This window comes from Streptococcus tangpeifui (assembly GCF_044503215.1).
In the GTDB taxonomy this organism is placed as follows: Bacteria; Bacillota; Bacilli; order Lactobacillales; family Streptococcaceae; genus Streptococcus; species Streptococcus tangpeifui.
Genome location: NZ_CP172427.1, coordinates 1,446,571 through 1,463,496 on the forward strand (window position 1 = coordinate 1,446,571; position 16,926 = coordinate 1,463,496).

Annotated in this window: 18 protein-coding genes; 1 reads left to right on the forward strand and 17 read right to left on the reverse strand. The window is 42.8% G+C overall.

All coding sequences use genetic code 11. From position 1 onward, the window contains the following. The 7 genes from deoD to rpiA form a co-directional block, all read right to left on the reverse strand. Entirely contained in the window at positions 1-708 is a 708-nt protein-coding gene (gene deoD / locus ACFSN5_RS06645; RefSeq protein ID WP_165210354.1) for a purine-nucleoside phosphorylase, read from the reverse strand. A gap of 482 nt (positions 709-1,190) precedes the next feature. Continuing rightward, complete coding sequence (locus tag ACFSN5_RS06650; protein ID WP_165210351.1) at positions 1,191-1,898, reverse strand: glutamine amidotransferase-related protein; 708 nt, start codon at positions 1,896-1,898, stop codon at positions 1,191-1,193. Positions 1,899-1,907: 9 nt separating this feature from the next. Next, the gene (locus ACFSN5_RS06655) at positions 1,908-2,717 is read right to left on the reverse strand and encodes a purine-nucleoside phosphorylase (RefSeq protein ID WP_165210348.1); all 810 of its coding nucleotides are present in this window, start codon (positions 2,715-2,717) and stop codon (positions 1,908-1,910) included. Positions 2,718-2,730: 13 nt separating this feature from the next. Then, positions 2,731-3,300 carry a GTP pyrophosphokinase gene (locus tag ACFSN5_RS06660; protein ID WP_165329093.1) on the reverse strand — a complete coding sequence of 190 codons (570 nt, stop codon included), beginning with the start codon at positions 3,298-3,300 and terminating at the stop codon, positions 2,731-2,733. A gap of 29 nt (positions 3,301-3,329) precedes the next feature. Beyond that, complete coding sequence (locus ACFSN5_RS06665; RefSeq protein WP_165329094.1) at positions 3,330-4,100, reverse strand: EcsC family protein; 771 nt, start codon at positions 4,098-4,100, stop codon at positions 3,330-3,332. A gap of 15 nt (positions 4,101-4,115) precedes the next feature. Further along, positions 4,116-5,327, reverse strand: coding sequence for a phosphopentomutase (locus ACFSN5_RS06670; protein ID WP_165329095.1), 1,212 nt, complete (start codon positions 5,325-5,327; stop codon positions 4,116-4,118). Between the two features lie 113 nt (positions 5,328-5,440). Next, positions 5,441-6,115 carry a ribose-5-phosphate isomerase RpiA gene (gene rpiA, locus ACFSN5_RS06675; protein WP_165329134.1) on the reverse strand — a complete coding sequence of 225 codons (675 nt, stop codon included), beginning with the start codon at positions 6,113-6,115 and terminating at the stop codon, positions 5,441-5,443. A 147-nt stretch (positions 6,116-6,262) separates the two neighbouring features. Between rpiA and mnmE the strand changes: the two genes are divergently transcribed. After that, on the forward strand, positions 6,263-7,633 hold the full coding sequence (gene mnmE / locus ACFSN5_RS06680; RefSeq protein ID WP_165329096.1) for a tRNA uridine-5-carboxymethylaminomethyl(34) synthesis GTPase MnmE: 1,371 nt from the start codon (positions 6,263-6,265) through the stop codon (positions 7,631-7,633). Between the two features lie 311 nt (positions 7,634-7,944). On the opposite strand, the gene ACFSN5_RS06685 is transcribed toward mnmE, so the two are convergent. The 10 genes from ACFSN5_RS06685 to ACFSN5_RS06730 form a co-directional block, all read right to left on the reverse strand. Beyond that, positions 7,945-8,898: a hypothetical protein gene (locus tag ACFSN5_RS06685; RefSeq protein ID WP_165210337.1), complete on the reverse strand. Its 954-nt coding sequence runs from the start codon at positions 8,896-8,898 to the stop codon at positions 7,945-7,947. Between the two features lie 45 nt (positions 8,899-8,943). Then, entirely contained in the window at positions 8,944-9,423 is a 480-nt protein-coding gene (locus ACFSN5_RS06690) for a hypothetical protein (RefSeq protein ID WP_165329097.1), read from the reverse strand. 143 nt (positions 9,424-9,566) lie between these two features. Beyond that, positions 9,567-10,328 carry a DUF4931 domain-containing protein gene (locus tag ACFSN5_RS06695; RefSeq protein WP_165329098.1) on the reverse strand — a complete coding sequence of 254 codons (762 nt, stop codon included), beginning with the start codon at positions 10,326-10,328 and terminating at the stop codon, positions 9,567-9,569. Continuing rightward, positions 10,306-10,908, reverse strand: a complete 603-nt coding sequence (locus tag ACFSN5_RS06700) for a uracil-DNA glycosylase family protein (RefSeq protein ID WP_165329099.1) — start codon at positions 10,906-10,908, stop codon at positions 10,306-10,308. The genes ACFSN5_RS06695 and ACFSN5_RS06700 overlap by 23 nt, the downstream gene beginning before the upstream one ends. Before the next feature lie 141 nt (positions 10,909-11,049). Next, on the reverse strand, positions 11,050-12,459 hold the full coding sequence (gene pepV, locus ACFSN5_RS06705; RefSeq protein ID WP_165329100.1) for a dipeptidase PepV: 1,410 nt from the start codon (positions 12,457-12,459) through the stop codon (positions 11,050-11,052). 128 nt (positions 12,460-12,587) lie between these two features. Beyond that, positions 12,588-13,571: a YihY/virulence factor BrkB family protein gene (locus ACFSN5_RS06710; RefSeq protein WP_165329101.1), complete on the reverse strand. Its 984-nt coding sequence runs from the start codon at positions 13,569-13,571 to the stop codon at positions 12,588-12,590. Positions 13,572-13,575: 4 nt separating this feature from the next. After that, entirely contained in the window at positions 13,576-14,436 is an 861-nt protein-coding gene (locus ACFSN5_RS06715) for a methionyl aminopeptidase (RefSeq protein WP_165329102.1), read from the reverse strand. A gap of 96 nt (positions 14,437-14,532) precedes the next feature. Continuing rightward, positions 14,533-15,813, reverse strand: a complete 1,281-nt coding sequence (gene spxR, locus ACFSN5_RS06720; protein WP_165329103.1) for a CBS-HotDog domain-containing transcription factor SpxR — start codon at positions 15,811-15,813, stop codon at positions 14,533-14,535. After that, positions 15,810-16,358 (reverse strand): GNAT family N-acetyltransferase, encoded by a 549-nt coding sequence (locus tag ACFSN5_RS06725; protein ID WP_165329104.1) that lies wholly within the window; start codon positions 16,356-16,358, stop codon positions 15,810-15,812. Before ACFSN5_RS06725 ends, spxR begins: the two co-directional genes overlap by 4 nt. Before the next feature lie 267 nt (positions 16,359-16,625). Continuing rightward, on the reverse strand, positions 16,626-16,832 hold the full coding sequence (locus tag ACFSN5_RS06730; RefSeq protein ID WP_165210310.1) for a cold-shock protein: 207 nt from the start codon (positions 16,830-16,832) through the stop codon (positions 16,626-16,628). Positions 16,833-16,926: the final 94 nt, after the last annotated feature.

The window sequence follows — 16,926 nt, forward strand, 5'->3', positions numbered from 1 at the left end:
TTAACGAATCAATGTTTCTAAGCCAACGGTCATCATATCGGTAAAGGTTGTTTGGCGCTCTTGGGCTGTCGTGTCTTCTTCTGGGTTGACTACACTGTCAGATATAGTCATGATTCCCAAGGCCTGAACATGGTATTGAGCTGCCAAATAATAAAGAGCTGCTGCTTCCATTTCGATGGCCTTAACCCCCAGTGTCCCCAGTTTCATATTACGCTCGGGCATATTAGAGTAAAAGACATCTGATGACAGGACACTGCCAACATGGGGCGTCAGCCCAAGGTCTTTGGCAATGTGATAGGCCTTGTCCAGTAAGTCAAAATCAGCGATTTGTGGAAAATCATACTCTGGGAAGTCATTGCGAATGATATTGGAATTGGTCGCTGCAGCTTGGGCCAGAACCAGCTCACGCACATGAACATCTGGGTCAATCGAACCCGCTGTTCCAACGCGAATCAGCTTCTTCACACCGTAATCAACAATCAATTCGTGGGCATAGATGGAGATAGATGGCATTCCCATACCAGTTCCCATGACAGAGACCTTTTCACCCTTGTAGGTTCCGGTGTAGCCTAGCATGCCTCTAATCTTGTTAAAACATTGGGTATTTTCTAAAAAGTTTTCAGCAATAAATTTTGCCCGCAGGGGATCTCCTGGCAGTAGGATTTTATCAGCAATTTGACCTTGGGTCGCTTCAATATGGATAGACATAATTAAGATATAAAGGGTGTAAAAGGACACAGACCAAAGAGAGAATCGCTCGAAAATCATGACTTTTACCGGCGATTATCTTTTTATTCAAGTCCTCAGCTATCGTATTCAGTTACACTGACTACAGGCTACACCCGCCTTTCTGTTATTTTTATTGTGAAAAATCTTGAGAGTGACCAGAAAGCGACTGGAAATTAGAAAATCGAGGAGGTACTAAGACACCTAATGAACTAGGAGTAAGACTTCTTGGCACAGCCAGCAAGCCTCACTCCAACCGCTGCGTCAAACGGTTCATCTCACAAAAATAGTTCATACGCAGCAGAGCTTTTGATATATAGCCTTCAGAGGTTAAATATATTATGGGCTAGAGCACAGTCCTCATGGGCGTCTGTCACTCTTATAAGTCTTACCTATTTCCAAATTTTCCGCTCGTGTTCAAATGACTTGGACACATTCTCATCTCTTCTAAATCGTTTATGGAATTAAGTACTAAGCAGTTTATCTAAAAACTCGTAGAGAACCTGATTCATCTGGTCATAGTTGTAGGTGAGAATAGTCTTAGTTTCCTGTACATAAGTATATCTCTGGCTTTCGCCTTCAATATCCGTTTCCTGCGCCAAGAGCTGAGCCACCAAATCTTTAGTCAATTCCAAATGACATTGGAAGCCGTAATGTTTAGGCGTATAGCGGACAATCTGCCTAGGGCAGCCTTGACTAGTTGCCAGAACCTGAGCACCCTTGATCATGCCTGGCATATCGCCGTGCCAATGGCCAACGACAAGGCCTGATGGGATATGGGATAATCTGGAGTCCGCTTGTCCGGCCTCGGTGAGTTCAATCGGAAAATTACCGATTTCTCGCTCTGGACTGGCTGTACAGGTTACCCCATAAGCTTCACCTAGAAGTTGCGCCCCTAGACAGACTCCAATGATATATTTGTCAGCGTCAATAGCCCTTTTAATCAGATCGATTTCTGCTTGAGCATTATAATAAGGAAATTCTTCCTGAGTAGAGGTCGGGCTCTGGGGCCCTCCCATGACGATCAAGAGGTCGACATCATCAACTGTATTAAGTAGTTTTTCAAATTGGTAGACCTTGGTGAAAGACACCTCATGCCCCCGCAGAGCTGCCCAAGCTAAGTAAGCTCCTGGTGCTTCGTATGGCTCATGAATAACAAAATGGACCCGCATGGTTGCCTCCTACAGTTCTGCTAGAACTGCCTTGACCAGCTGCTTAAAATCGGCTTTAATTCTCTGAGTGACTGCTACCACTTCTTCGTGATTAAGTTCAGCTTGAAAACCAGCGGCATGGTTGGTGATAGCTGAAATTCCTAAGACTTTAAGGCCTGAATGAGCTGCTACGATCACCTCTGGTACGGTTGACATGCCAACAGCATCAGCTCCCATGGTCTTAAAGGCTCGGATTTCGGCCGGTGTCTCATAGGAAGGTCCTGATACACCGATATAAACGCCTTCATCCAGCCTAATACCGAGCTTATCAGCTGCTTGATGGGCTGCCCTACGATAGTCTTTGCTGTAGGCATTGGACATATCAGGAAAACGTGGACCAAAGTCATCTAAGTTAGCTCCAATCAGCGGGTTTTGTCCTGTTAGATTGATATGATCGCTAATAGCCATAAGTGTTCCTGGGCCAAAACCAATACCGCCTGCAGCATTGGTAACGAGGACACCTTGACAACCAAGAGCCTTCATAACTCGAACTGGGAAGGTAACTACTTCTAGGGGATTGCCCTCATAGAAATGGAAACGGCCTTGCAAAGCCAGAATCTTTCGGCCAGCCAAGTCACCGTAGACTAGCTTACCAGCATGGCCGACAACCGTGGAACGGCCCCAATTAGGAATATCGGCATAATTCAAAACGATGGCATTTTCGACTTCTTCTGCCAGCTCTCCAAGGCCCGATCCTAAAATCAGACCAAATTCGGGTGCTGTCATGCCTTTATCTTGTAAGAAATCGCGGGTTTGCTGGATTTTTTCAATTAGTGTCATAGCTTCCTCTTTCTTATTTTACAAATGATCGCTTAAAGTCTTGATGGCTTTTGATATTGGCTTCAGCATCCTTTTCATCCCAGATCTGCAATTCCCAGGGATAGTAGAAATTGCTGCTATTTTTGAAATAGATATGAATACCGATGTAACCATCCATATCACGTAAGTACCAGTTTTTCAGACCAAATTCATCTTTCCAAGTATCTAGTGAATTAAGGACTTGACTAACTTGCTCAGAGGTCAAAATCATACGAGCTCCAAAGATATCATTCAGAATATTATTGACAGGGTATTGAGTATCTCGAGCTTTGTACCTTTCAATTTTATCTAAAATTGACTCAGCTGTCTTTACACGATAGTAAAAATTGATATCTTTAACATCAGCCCGATACAGATAGTCGTTGATAGACTCATGGAGGTTGAGGCGGTAAGACAAAATATGCTCAGTCGGTACTTTTGAAAAAGTATGAGAGAGATTAACCTTCTCAACTTTACCAGTCTCAAAATAATCCTGGGAATAAGCCAAATGAAGCTTATTGATCTGATCAATAAGACGTTCAACCTTTTCAATAGATGTTGGCATGGACGACCTTCTTTCTAGCACCTAAAAAGTTACTGATTAATAATTATTTTGCTAAGAACTTCACCATTTCCTAAATTAATGCCATCATCGGTAAAAGTTTTCTTAGCCATTTGAGCAATAGCCTTTGTGGCAGTAGCATCAAAAATAGCTCCTACTCCTGCACCAGCTACTGGCACCAGTTTCCCTAGATTAACAACTCCTTTGGTTCCAAATTTAGTTGCCAGTCTAAACCCAACAGCTTGATTTATTTTAGTCAAAACAGTTCCAGGAATTTTTCGGACAGCACCAATAGCCAACTTATTACTAATTGTTATCCCAGACTTTTTAATAATATCAGCTACAGAAGAACCAGCTAAACTAGCATATACAAATGTTTGAACCTGATCGCTATGTAAATCATAGCCTCGTATACTGGCAATAGCTGCTATCATTCTCATCTGGAATAAAATAACCGAAGATACATTCGCAGGAATAGTCACAGGTAATGTTAAAACACCTCCAAAGCCTGTGACAAATCCAGAAACAGCAGCCTTTGTAGTTTGAAACTTAATGATCTTATCAATAGCTTCATCAGCACTCTTACTTTTTAATAGGTAGTCATCTACAAATTGGTCTATAGATGGTTGGCCTGGTATTCCTTCAACAGTCTTTGTGTAGGCCCAATCCAAAATATTTGAAAGAGCTTCCTGACTTATTTCCTGGGTTTGGACATGTTTTTCCGAAGTAAATTTTTTAGAACGGGCATCTAAAGCACTACCTTTTTCTTTAATACTATCTAAAATAGCTCTTGTTCTCCCCATATTTTTGTCCTTTTCCTACACCAACTGATCCAAGAAGCTTTGACCAATCATGGCTGTGTCGACACCAAAGTTTTCAGCGATGGTGGCTGAGATATCTGAATAGTGGCCGACTGGAATGGTACCGTTACCCTTAAAGGCTGGACTGTAGGCTAAGAGTGGGATGTATTCACGAGTATGGTCGGTACCGGCGTAAGTTGGGTCATTACCATGGTCAGCCGTAATCATGAGAAGATCATTCTCTCCCATAGCTGCAATAATTTCAGGTAAACGAGCATCAAACTCTTGTAGACAATCGCGATAACCGTGAGCATTGCGACGGTGACCATAGAGGGCATCGAAGTCTACCAGGTTGGTAAAAGAGAAACCGTGCTCAAAGTCAGGCGACTTCATAGCCTTGATAAGATTGTCAACACCATGGTTGTTAGACTTATTGTGCCCCATATCGTGATTGATGCCTGAACCATTGAAAATATCATTGATTTTACCGACAGCATAAGTGTCAATACCTGCTTCATCCAATTTGTTGAGGACAGTTGGGGCAAAAGGAGAAACGGCTAGATCACGGCGATTAGCAGTACGAGTAAAGTTACCCGGTTGGCCTACATAGGGACGGGCAATGATACGACCGAGCAGAGCTGGACGTTCCAGTGTGATGGAACGGGCATATTCACAAATCTTGTAAAGTTCATCCAGCGGAATAACATCTTCATGGGCCGCAATCTGTAAAACTGGGTCAGCTGACGTATAGATAATCAGTTCACCGGTTTCCATTTGGCGGGGGCCAAAGTCCGCAATAACTTGAGTTCCTGAATAGGGTTTGTTGGCTTCACGGATAACCTTGCGTCCTGAGAACTCTTCAATCTTAGTGATGATTTCTTCCGGAAAACCGTCCCAGAAAGTATCAAAAGGTTCAGTAATATTGAGTCCCATAATTTCCCAGTGACCAGTCATGGTATCCTTACCAAGTGACACTTCTTCCAGCTTAGTAGCATAACCACTTGGATTGCTTTCTGCTGAAACCGTCTTGAGGGCCTGAGGGCGAGGGATATTACCCAAGCCTATTTTAGCCATATTCGGCACATCAAGTCCAACAGTCTTAGAAATGTGGCCTAGGGTATCAGAGGCACCATCTGGCACACCAGCATTGGAAAAATTATTAGCATCGGGCGCTGCACCGATTCCAACTGAATCTAAAACAACTAAGTGAATACGCTCAAATTTTGACATTTTCGTCTCTTTTCTAAGATAGCTGAGCTATCGGTATACTTGCGTGGTTGGGGCCAAATGTGATCTTTGAATCTACGCTCTAGTTATTCTCAGAATACATTTGGACACCACAATTAGTGACTTTCTAAAATTTTTACACCTTCTTGGCCAGCAACAATAACCTTGTTGACCATGCCATTAAACAGGCCGTGTTCCACCACACCTGTCATAGCTTTAAGTTCTTGCCCCAGAGCAAAAGGATTTTCAATCACTCCTAAATCTAAGTCGATAATAAAGTTTTTCATATCGGTCACAAAACGCTGGCCATCCTTTTGGCGAAAGGCCGGCTTGTAACCCTTAGCTTGGAACTCCCGAAAAAGCCGCTCTGCCCCATATTGAACTACTTCAACTGGTAACTTAAAAGCCCCCAGAGTTTCAACTAGCTTGCTCTCATCAACCACCCAGATATAATCCTTCGTGGGGGTCGCCACAATTTTTTCCATCAGGAGAGCGCCACCGCCACCTTTGATGCCGTTAAAGTTGCGATCAATCTCATCAGCCCCGTCAACGGTGACATCAATGCGATCAATCTCATCGACAGACTTGAGTGGAATTCCTAAGGATTGAGCTTGGGCGGTTGTCCTACTTGACGTTGTAACGCCAATTACTTGTAGGCCTTCCTCTTGAACTCGGCGGCCAATCTCGGCGACAAAATAATAAGCGGTTGAACCCGTTCCCAGACCGACGACCATACCGTCCTTGACATACTGAGCAGCTCTGACACCCGCTTGCTTTTTCAAGTCATCCATATTTTGCATGCTATTTCCCTCTCTTTTTAATCAATTTATTATATCATGAAAAGGCTTTAAGTACCAACTGAGGCTGAGGATTTTATCACTTGCTATCCCTTAAGGCTTGCGATACAATGACAGTATCTTAATCATGAAGGAAGACTTATGGCCATTACGAAAGAATTTGATACCATTGCAGCGATTTCAACACCTCTAGGCGAAGGAGCTATCGGAATTGTCCGACTCTCCGGCAGTCAGGCTGTTGCTATTGCCAAAAGCGTTTTTAAAGGCAAAGATTTAGAAAAGGTCTCTTCTCACACTATCAACTACGGCCATATTATTGAAAATGACGAGATTATTGATGAAGTCATGGTTTCCGTCATGCGGGCACCAAAGACCTTTACGCGGGAGGATGTCGTTGAAATCAATACTCACGGAGGTGTTGCTGTCACTAATGAAATCCTTCAGCTGCTGCTTCGGTCAGGTGCTAGAATGGCTGAGCCCGGTGAGTTCACCAAACGCGCCTTTCTCAACGGCCGGGTCGATTTAACTCAGGCCGAGGCCGTCATGGATTTAATCCGAGCTAAGACTGATAAGGCCATGAATATTGCGGTCAGTCAGCTGGATGGTTCTCTCAAAAATCTCATCAATAATACTCGTCAGGAAATTCTCAACACTCTAGCTCAGGTAGAAGTTAATATCGACTACCCTGAATACGACGATGTGGAAGAAATGACCACAGCCCTAATGCGGGAAAAGACTCAAGAGTTTGAGGCTCTGTTAACTCGCCTGCTGGCTACCGCTAAGCGAGGTAAAATCCTTCGTGAAGGGATTTCAACAGTCATCATCGGACGGCCCAATGTCGGCAAATCCAGCCTGCTTAACAATCTTTTGCGGGAAGACAAGGCTATTGTCACCGATGTTGAAGGAACCACCCGCGATGTTATTGAAGAATATGTCAATATCAGGGGTGTTCCGCTCAAGTTAATTGATACTGCTGGAATTCGTGAAACCGATGACCGCGTTGAAAAAATCGGCGTTGAACGTTCCAAAAAAGCTTTGGCTGAAGCGGATTTGGTTCTTCTGGTTCTCAATGGTTCAGAAAGCTTAACCGATCAGGATCGTGCTTTGCTGGATATCAGCAAGGATAGCAAGCGGATTATTCTTATCAATAAGACTGATTTACCTCAACAGATTGAACTGGAGCAGCTGCCCGGCGATATTATCCAGATTTCGGTTTTAGAAAATCAAAATATTGACCTTATTGAAGAAAGGATCAATGACCTCTTCTTTGATAATGCTGGTTTAGTGGAAAAGGATGCTACCTACCTATCCAATTCTCGCCATATTTCTCTGATAGAAAAGGCTCTGGCCAGTCTGCAAGACGTCAATAAGGGGTTGGAAGCGGGTATGCCTGTCGACCTACTCCAAGTTGATATGACACGCTGCTGGGAAATTCTGGGAGAAATCACCGGCGATGCCGCTCCTGATGAATTGATCACCCAGCTATTTAGTCAGTTCTGTTTGGGGAAATAAACCAGTCTGGGAAGCAACAGTTTAGACCAAGCCTGAAAGTAATGGATGGCGAACAATTAAGACACAAACTATTGCTAGCGAGTCCTGCAATTATTATCCAACTCAAAAAAAAATCTGAGTCTTGTCTCAGATTTTTTTGACTGATTATTAACCTACTTACCACCAAGATCTCGGATTTTAGATTCAAAAAATTAGAAAAACGTTATTAACCTGATCCTCTGATAGAAAAAATAGACAAACCAGACCAGAGATGGCCAGCAGGCTTTCCCAAAATCTAAGATAGCCATTCCTAGGATTTTCAGGTTATGCTCTTACTGATACTTCTGCCAGATATCCTGTTCAACGTCTAACGGTGCTTGGCCAAATTCGTAAGGGACTTTTTGATTGGAGGCTAACAGATTTATGAGTCCTAAATAAGTTTCTTCAGCATCGGCTGAATATCGTCTAGGAAATTGTGTTAAATATGCTCTAGCCTCCTTATCCAAGCCCAGATTATGAGCGATTGAAATTAGAACCTTAAGGTAGCTTTCCTGCATCATCTGAGTTTTTGGTTTTACATCTATACCCTGTAAGGCTTGATAGTACTGACTTTCTGTCATACTAGTAACAAGCTGCTTTGTTTGCTCAAAAGCTTGCACAAATGCTCTGTCTCTTTGCTTATTGATAAAGGTTTCTGCTTGAGTCCAAATCAAACCACCTAAGAAAATAGCTAGAATTAACAAAAGATAAGTCAGAGCTCTAGACTTGGTTAAAAATATAAAGAGGATAGCTAGGATCACTAAGACTGCGGTTGTCGCTGCACTCAGGACCTTAGCACCGATTGATGTGGAATGGTCCTTCATATCAATCCGGTCACTGTAGAAAAGATGGAAAACCTCCATCAAGCTATCCAAGTTAGACAATTGACGAGGCAGAGTCTTGTAATTTCTGCGAGCTAATCTCAAGTTATAGTAAGCTCCATTGGTCATCCGAATTTTAACGACAGCATTTAGGCCACCGTATTTAATCTTCACTCCTTGAATTTCATCTTTATCAATAACCTTAACTTTTTGAATTTTACTGACATTTAAAGTCGCTAAATAGATTAAAACAAAATAATAATCATTTTCAAACCATAAGAGAGGTGCTTGCTGAGAAGATCGGCCAGAGCCTTCTTTGGCAGTCCCATAAATATAGGTTTTCCAGTCAATTTGAAAGGCAGGATTAATCTGATTGTACTCCGCAACTAAGTTCGAAACAATTTCTTCTGTTAATTTTAATGCCACAATTTTTTCCTTTTTTAATATTTAATAATCCGTCTTCTTATATCCTTAGCTCCTAATCCCCTCTATAACCAAAATTAGGAAAAAGAACCATAGTAGACCATTGATGATTAAAAAAACGATGTTACTTACCAGACTCGCTGAATAGCTTTCGATACCGCAACGATTATATTGACTGGCCTTAACTATTCCTAAAATAGTAAGAATAATAGTCGCAGGCATATAGGTAAAGACCAAGACTATTGTCGTTAAGCCCAGAACGACATTATTAATGGCCGAGCTAAATATTATACCTAATAGAATCAACAGCAATAAAATTGCTGTCATAATAGCAACAATAGCCGCAAATAGGCCTGGCACCTTCGAGCGGTTCTGCCTAAAAGACAATGTCCTTAAAGAATCCTGCTTAGAAAGAGTAGGCGGGTTTAAGTCAGAATAACGTTCTTGGAAATGATCCCTGCCCGATGTCCAAATAGGGTTAGAAAAGTCTTGTTCCTCTCGCTCTTGGTTAAATTGATTCGGAGTCATAATATTTTCCTTAAAAAAACTTTTAGAAAAAGTTTACCATTTTATAAGAAGGCCGGCAAGCCTTTTTCCAATAATTTAATATAGGGTAAGTGTACTGGCTGGCTAGAAAAAATCTGATCCAAGCAACTTGGATCAGACTCCATCTACTTTTCTAAAAAAGCCTGTAACTCTGCCACCTCTTCTGCCACCCTGACAGCTGAATTGACTTGAACCAGATGATAGCCAATCATATAGGGAGAGGCTACAAAACGGGGGACCACTTTACAAATGAGACCTTCTTCCTGATGGTAAAAGAAGAGATTGTAGGAGCTGCAGGCTCCGTCTAAATAGCCCTCTAAAACATAGCGGAGGACCTTTTGAACAGTGTCAGCCAGCTTATGGCTGTCCTTACTATCTGCTATAGCTACATTAATTTCGGTGAAACTGCTCATAGGCTGACCGGAAATAGTGACCTGAGCCAGCCGATCTGTCTCTTGACAGACCAGAGCTCCCTCAAAGGTTTTCGGGTCAATAGCTTCATAGGCATCAAGGTCTTCAAAACCGATGACCTGCATGTGAGGATGGCGCAGAGATCCGCCGGAAAGGGGGCCGAAATTTTTAAAGAAGCCAACCGTCTTGAACCGGCCGCTCTCCTCCAACTGGTGCCAAGCCTTGATAGCGAAAGCAAAGAGTTTGCGATTATGTTCTTGACTGTAGGTTGTGATATCACCTAGATGCTGGTCAGACTCAATGATCAAGGTTTGGTAGGTCTTATCGAGAACAGGATACTTATTGTCTAGCCAAATCATATCGCCTTCTTGAGCGATGATTTTTTCCAGACTATCTATCTGGCAAAAAGGACAGCTATCCTGATTATTAGGTTTCTTTTGAGCGGTAGCGACATTAAAGGTCAGTTTTTGCGTCATTTTCAAGAATATCTTTCACAAGTTTTTTGAGGTCTGGCAATACTTCTTCTTTGAACCAAGGATTTTTCTTTTGCCAAATATTATTGCGAGGCGACGGATGGACCAGAGGGAAGAAATCAGGGAGGAAGTCCTTGTAGGCCTTGACATTGTCGGTCAGCTTGACTGAAGGCTTTTGCTGGAGATAATAGTGTTGCGCATAATTACCAATCAGCAGAGTTAGGGAAATATCAGGTAATTCTTGCAAAATCAAGGGATGCCATTTCTGAGCAAAGCCTTTGCGAGGGGGAAGATCCCCTGACTTACCTTTACCAGGATAATAGAAATCCATAGGGATAACGGCTATTTTATCGGAATTGTAGAAAGTATCCCGATCAATCCCCAACCAATCCCGTAAATTATCACCTGATGGATCATTCCAGTAAAGGCGGGATTCCTGGGCCTTAATTCCCGGAGCCTGACCAACGATATTGATACGGGCGCTCTTTGGCGCCGTAAAAAGCGGTGCAATACCAGCCTTGGTATAATCCTCATTTTGTGGATCGGCCATGATAGCTTTAACAATGTCTTGCATGGTTGACATGGACAACATCTCCTTTTCAAAATCAGGTTGATGTCGGAGCATTTTTTCTGCCCTTGGGCATTCAGCCTTGAGTATTTCCAAGCTAAAATCAGCGGAACAGTCTAGCGAGAGCTTAGCTGGTTTAGATATATGGTTATTGCGCTATTTGATCAATTCGTAGATGGCTTCAGCGTAGATAGCGCAAGCCCGATAGAGATCTTCCACTTCGACAAATTCATTGGCCTGATGCATGGTATTGACATAATCGGGGAACATAGCGCCAAAGGCAACACCTCTTTCCAAGAGGCGGCCAAAAGTCCCACCGCCAATGACCTGCTCATAACCTTCTAGACCAGTTTGCTTTTCATAAACAGACAAGAGCGTCTTAACTAGGGGATCATCCATTGGGACATAGTGAGGCAGGTGTTCATGGTCAGCCAGACTAACAGATTCAACCACAACTAACTTTTCGAGCCCAGCCTTGATGGTTGCAGTATCTATTCCTTGGGGATAGCGGAAATTGAGGGTAATGGTATTATCATCAGAAGTCGCTTCAAAGTCGAAAATACCAGCATTCATAGACAAGGCTCCCATCTTAGAATCCTTATAAGCTAAGCCTAATTTATGCCCATCAAAGTCCCCGTGCAGAACATCAGCAGTCAAATCAATGAAGGCTTTGGCAGGACCAGCAAAAGATAAATCCTTAAGAAAAAGCGCTAAATAAGTTGCCCCATTGAGACCTTCTTCAGGGGTTGAACCATGGGCTGCCTTCCCGATAATTTGGACTTTTAACTTGTCGCCTTCTGCTGTTAGAGAGCCTGACAGATCAGGATTTTGAACTAAGAAGACTGATAATTTCTCTTCCAAATCTGCTTGACTGACTTGACCAGAAAGGACTGCCGTTGCCGATTCCGGAACCATATTGTCCCGCAGACCACCCTTGAAAGACTGGAGAACGACTGAACCAGTATTTTGGCCAGAAAAATGCAGGTACTGGGTAATATTGCCCTTTTCCCCATTGATAATTGGAAACTCAGCATCCGGAGCAAAGCCAAAGTCTGGTTTTTCTACATCTGCGTGGGCAAAGTAATAATCCATATCAGCCCATCCAGATTCTTCATCTGTTCCTAGAACAAAGCGAACCTTTTTAGAGGTTGGCAGGCCTAGCTCTTTAATAATCTTTAGAGCATAGTAGGCTGCTATAGTTGGACCTTTATCGTCAGAGGAACCACGCGCATAGAGTTTGCCATCTTTGATAACCGGTTTATAGGGGTCAGTCTCCCAACCAGAACCAGCAGGCACCACATCCAGATGGGCAAAGATTCCCAAAGTCTCATCGCCTTCACCAAATTCGAAATCACCAGCATAATTATCGATATTGCGTGTCTTATAACCATCCTTTTCAGCCATGGCTAAAAAGTGCTTGAGCGCCTTGACAGGACCTGGGCCAAAGGGATGCTCCTTATCGGCCTTACTATCATCGCGTTCTGAATTGATTTCCAAAAGGCTGAACAGATCAGCCAGCAAATCTTCACGGCGTTTTTCTACTTCTGCTTTAAAATCAACTGTCATTTTGCTACCTCATCTAATGGGTTTAATCCTCACCATTATAGCACAAATGCAGACCAGACTAAAGAAGCTGCTATAACTATCAATATGTTAGAGATACAAAAAACCAAGGCCAAAGCCTTGGAGCTGATTTAGTCATTCTCTTTAAAAGGATTACCAGACTGCTTCTCTGGCTGATCTTCTCTGTCATTTTCTCCACGATGATCTCCCATGGATTGGAGAAAGGCAAAGACATCTCCTCTGCGACCTTCCATCTTACCAGTCAATAATTCCTGAGCAGTCGCATTGAGGACAGCTCCAGTAATAAGAATCCGTGCCAAGAGGACAAACCAAAACATAATGATAAAGATGATGATAGAGCCAAAAAATTTGATATCAACAAGGTTGTTGAAGGTTCGGGTCACATAGTCTCCGACCAAACCAGTCATAAAGATGATAACAACAGCACTGAGAATCGTTCCCGGAAGTGTATAACGAATCTTCCTAATTCGCACATTAGGCAAGATAAAATAAAGGACCGTCAAGCCAATCCAAACCACCAGAACCATTATCGGTCGGTTGAGGTGAAGCAAAAGCTTAATTAAGCCAGAAGGAACATCATATTTTTTCTGCAGAACCGCTTGATAAACCCCATCGGACAAGGTCGACAGCAAAAGAGCAAAGGTCAACAGGAAGAGGATGAAAAAACTGGCCACAATTCCTACGATATGACCAATAACAAAATCACGGTGCTGACTGACATCATAAGCTTTATTAAAGGCTTTCTGCAAGGAAGTCAGACTGCGAGACATGGTCCAAAAACCTGCCAAGGTCGCAATTCCCAGAATTCCATTAGATGGGGTAGCAAAGAGGTTACGAATGATACCTGCAACATTGCTATAAATTTCAGCTGGCAAATTGGCCCGTAAAAAGGTTAACACATCTGGTAAATCAATATCCAGATAAGGAAAAATATTGGCTGAGATAACAATCAAGGGAAAGAATGTCAGTAACAAATAATAAGCCACAGCAATACTGGATAAGTCTATCTCAGCACTGCGATAATGCTTGAGATAGACTTGCAAGGGCGGATAGTTAAGCTTATCCACTAACCCATCCAAGAACTTTTTTTTCATCTTTTTAGTACGTTCCTTCTTCTCCCTGACTGGTCAAGATGACTGGGCCGTCTTTGGTGATGACAAACTGGTGCTCATACTGACAAGACAGACCGCCATCAAAGGTCTTGTGGGCCCATCCAGTCTTCATGTCCGTATCAATTTCCCACGTACCTGTATTGATCATTGGTTCAATGGTGAGTACCATACCTTCTTTAAGCCGCAAACCGCGACCAGCTTTCCCATAGTGGGGAACCATCGGTTCTTCGTGCATGGTTGGACCGACACCATGGCCAACAAGATCACGAACAACACCATAACCACGGCTTTCTGCATACTCTTGAATAGCAGCGCCAATATCGCCGATACGATTGCCGACAACAGCCTTTTCAATCCCTAAATACATGGCCTCCTTGGTCACAGCCATCAAATCTTTAACTTCCTGTGATACCTCACCTACAGCGTAAGCCCAGCAGGAATCCGCTACACCGCCAGTATAAGGCGCTGTATACTTCTTCATTTCAGCAGTGTTGTCGAAGTCCAACTTGGCCACATTGACGACAGATTTATCTAGGGGTTCACTCAGTACCATATCTACCTTGAGTAAATCACCTTTTTTCAGGATATAGTGGCGCGGGAAAGCGTGAGCAACTTCATCATTGAGTCCGCAGCAAGTAGCATAAGGATAATCCATGAGCTGACCGTCTACACCGATTTGCAGGGGCAGGACATTGGCTTCTTTACAGCGACGACGGACATATTCTTCTATCTCCCACATATCCAGTCCCGGTTTAATCATATCACGCAAGCCAATATGAATACTGGCAAGGACGTCCCCTGCTTTCTTCATAGCTTCAATTTCACGTGGTGATTTTAGTGTAATCATTTAAAAAACTCCTCTAAATACTGCATAAAGTGGAAGAGTTTGAGACTTTTGGCTCAGGCTCTCTCATCCACATCAATCTTCTTTTTTTCTGTTTATTTAATTAAGCTTACTGGTAATCAGGGCCTTACAGACTACCCGGTCCTGACAGGTCACTTCAATATCCACTAAGGCAGAGCGGCGATTTTCTCTGACAATCCTCGGATCTAGGCGTAGATCATCGTCAATTTGTACAGCCTGTAAAAAGTATATCATCATTTGTTCAATAATGATATTTTTTTTACTAGTTTGAGATAAAGTTCGTCGGCTAGTTTCCTTAAGAATCTCAGCCAAAACGCCAGTCGTCAAATTACCGGCGTTATCAATCATAGCAGGTTCTACCTTGAAGCCATAGCCTCGATTTTCTGTCTTAAGGCTGGCAATAATTTGATCGCTGATGGTATGAAGGCCGTCATGATTAAGCTCCTGAAGATTTTCCATGACTAATTTGCGGGTAATAACCCCCAGCAGTTGGTTATCATCATCCACTACTGGTAACATGGCAAAATCTTCGACAATCATCCGCTGGGCGACCGTTGCCAGACTGGTTTCTGGTTTAGTTGTCACTGGCTTGGTCATCACCTCAGTTAACTGGGTAGTCAACTCTTGGTTGGAAACATCCCGCATGGTAATAACTCCCAGCACCTGTCCTAACTGATCAATGACAGGGTAGCGAACATGGTTGTTCTTCCTGACTAAGCGATGGTAATCACTAACAGTATCACTTGTGGTGAGATAACCGTACTGAGACCTAAGACTATAGACCTGAGCTACTGTCTTGATATCAGTCTTAATTCTTACATTAGAAAGGGCACGGTTAATCATGGTTGCAACAGTGAAAGTATCGTAGGCTGTCACCATGACTGGAATCCCCTGCTTTTTAGACAACTCTAAAACCTTGTCCGAAACGGTAAAGCCACCGGTCACGAGAATGGCATTCTTATTTTCCAAGGCTAGAATCTGAATTTCTTCTCGATCACCAACGATTAGCAGGCCACCTTTAACGAGATAGCGGCCAACATTTTTTTTGGTCATCGCCCCGATAGAAAAACGGCTGAATTCGTGTTTAAGACCAGCATGACCAGCTACAACTTCAGACTCTGAGATGGTCGCAATTTCAGCATACGTCAACTTCTCCAGCCGCACCTGAACCTTCTGCTCTACCCGAACGGTTCCGCTGCGAGGTCTGGTTTCAACCAAACCACGATTCTCAGCCTCCTTGATGGCGCGATAAGCTGTTCCCTCACTGACCGACAGGTGATTTGAAATAGAGCGAACACTAACCTGCTTACCAATAGGCAGACCTTCTAAATATTCTAAAATTTCCTGATGTTTAGTCATGACATCTCACCTGCCTTTAGACGAAATTCTAGGTAATCGCGCATTTTATGGGTGTAGCGATCGCTTCCTTTAAACGCCCTCACCAATTTAAATCCAACCTTCTGAGCCACCTTTTGACTGGCCAAATTTTCTCTGTGGGTAATAATTGTCAGGCTTCGCAGATTAAATTCTTGAAAGGCTAAAAAGGACAGCAGTTTCAGACTCTCTGTTGCTAGGCCCTGTCCCCAAAAATCCTGACGAAGAAAATAGCCAATTTCAGCTCTCTGCTTGGTTAAGTTAAGCTTTTCAAAGCGGATAGCTCCGATCATCTGGTGACTGACCTTATCCTCCAGAGCCCAGGTTCCTAAGGGCTCTTTCATAAAATAATGAACCAAGAGGTAATTGCTTTCTGCCTGACTGGCCTGAGCAGGGAAGATGAAAGCCAGATTAGTGGGATTTCGTGTAATTTTATAAAAGTCTTGACTATCAGCAAAGCGAAAGGGACGAAGCCAAAGCCGCTCCGTTTCCAACTGGGAATACTTTCCCAAGGCTGTCCAAATATCCATGCTATTATAGTACAGTTTTTTAGGAACATAGTCAAACCCATCGGTGATTAACACTGAAAATGGACAGACACTGCAGCAGACTGGGAATATCTTTTAACGGCCTTCATGACTAACTACTGCTAAACATTTTCGTCAAAAAAAGAGAAGACCTGATTCGTCTTCTCTCTGGATATTCGTTATAAGTCACCCACTACAGTTGACAAAGAGCCATTAAAAAGCACCTCTCTCTGTTCATGAGAAAGAAGTGCTTTAAGTTATTTAAATAAATTACTCATCAACCTTAATGATATTAGCAGCTTGAGGTCCACGATTTCCTTCTTCTATATCGAATGAAACCTTTTGCCCCTCCTCAAGTGACTTAAACCCATTTGACTGGATTGCCGAAAAGTGTGCAAACACATCTGGACCATCTTCTTGAGTGATGAAACCAAATCCCTTTTCGCTATTAAACCATTTTACTGTACCTTGTGCCATTTTGAGTTACCTCTTTTTATTTATTTGTAAAAATTAAGAGGTAAAACAAAAGATGCCTAATACTTTATCTCAAAAAATCATTACTTGACTACTT

Bases quoted from the DNA above. Each gene is read 5' to 3' on its own strand.
- ACFSN5_RS06695 (WP_165329098.1), bottom strand. From the start codon at position 10,328: ATGACGCAAAAACTGACCTTTAATGTCGCTACCGCTCAAAAGAAACCT.
- ACFSN5_RS06730 (WP_165210310.1), bottom strand. From the start codon at position 16,832: ATGGCACAAGGTACAGTAAAATGGTTTAATAGCGAAAAGGGATTTGGT.
- ACFSN5_RS06670 (WP_165329095.1), bottom strand. From the start codon at position 5,327: ATGTCAAAATTTGAGCGTATTCACTTAGTTGTTTTAGATTCAGTTGGA.
- deoD (WP_165210354.1), bottom strand. From the start codon at position 708: ATGTCTATCCATATTGAAGCGACCCAAGGTCAAATTGCTGATAAAATC.
- pepV (WP_165329100.1), bottom strand. From the start codon at position 12,459: ATGACAGTTGATTTTAAAGCAGAAGTAGAAAAACGCCGTGAAGATTTG.
- ACFSN5_RS06660 (WP_165329093.1), bottom strand. From the start codon at position 3,300: ATGCCAACATCTATTGAAAAGGTTGAACGTCTTATTGATCAGATCAAT.
- ACFSN5_RS06665 (WP_165329094.1), bottom strand. From the start codon at position 4,100: ATGGGGAGAACAAGAGCTATTTTAGATAGTATTAAAGAAAAAGGTAGT.
- ACFSN5_RS06700 (WP_165329099.1), bottom strand. From the start codon at position 10,908: ATGTCAACCATGCAAGACATTGTTAAAGCTATCATGGCCGATCCACAA.
- ACFSN5_RS06650 (WP_165210351.1), bottom strand. From the start codon at position 1,898: ATGCGGGTCCATTTTGTTATTCATGAGCCATACGAAGCACCAGGAGCT.
- ACFSN5_RS06710 (WP_165329101.1), bottom strand. From the start codon at position 13,571: ATGAAAAAAAAGTTCTTGGATGGGTTAGTGGATAAGCTTAACTATCCG.
- rpiA (WP_165329134.1), bottom strand. From the start codon at position 6,115: ATGGATGACTTGAAAAAGCAAGCGGGTGTCAGAGCTGCTCAGTATGTC.
- mnmE (WP_165329096.1), top strand. From the start codon at position 6,263: ATGGCCATTACGAAAGAATTTGATACCATTGCAGCGATTTCAACACCT.
- ACFSN5_RS06715 (WP_165329102.1), bottom strand. From the start codon at position 14,436: ATGATTACACTAAAATCACCACGTGAAATTGAAGCTATGAAGAAAGCA.
- ACFSN5_RS06725 (WP_165329104.1), bottom strand. From the start codon at position 16,358: ATGGATATTTGGACAGCCTTGGGAAAGTATTCCCAGTTGGAAACGGAG.
- spxR (WP_165329103.1), bottom strand. From the start codon at position 15,813: ATGACTAAACATCAGGAAATTTTAGAATATTTAGAAGGTCTGCCTATT.
- ACFSN5_RS06690 (WP_165329097.1), bottom strand. From the start codon at position 9,423: ATGACTCCGAATCAATTTAACCAAGAGCGAGAGGAACAAGACTTTTCT.
- ACFSN5_RS06655 (WP_165210348.1), bottom strand. From the start codon at position 2,717: ATGACACTAATTGAAAAAATCCAGCAAACCCGCGATTTCTTACAAGAT.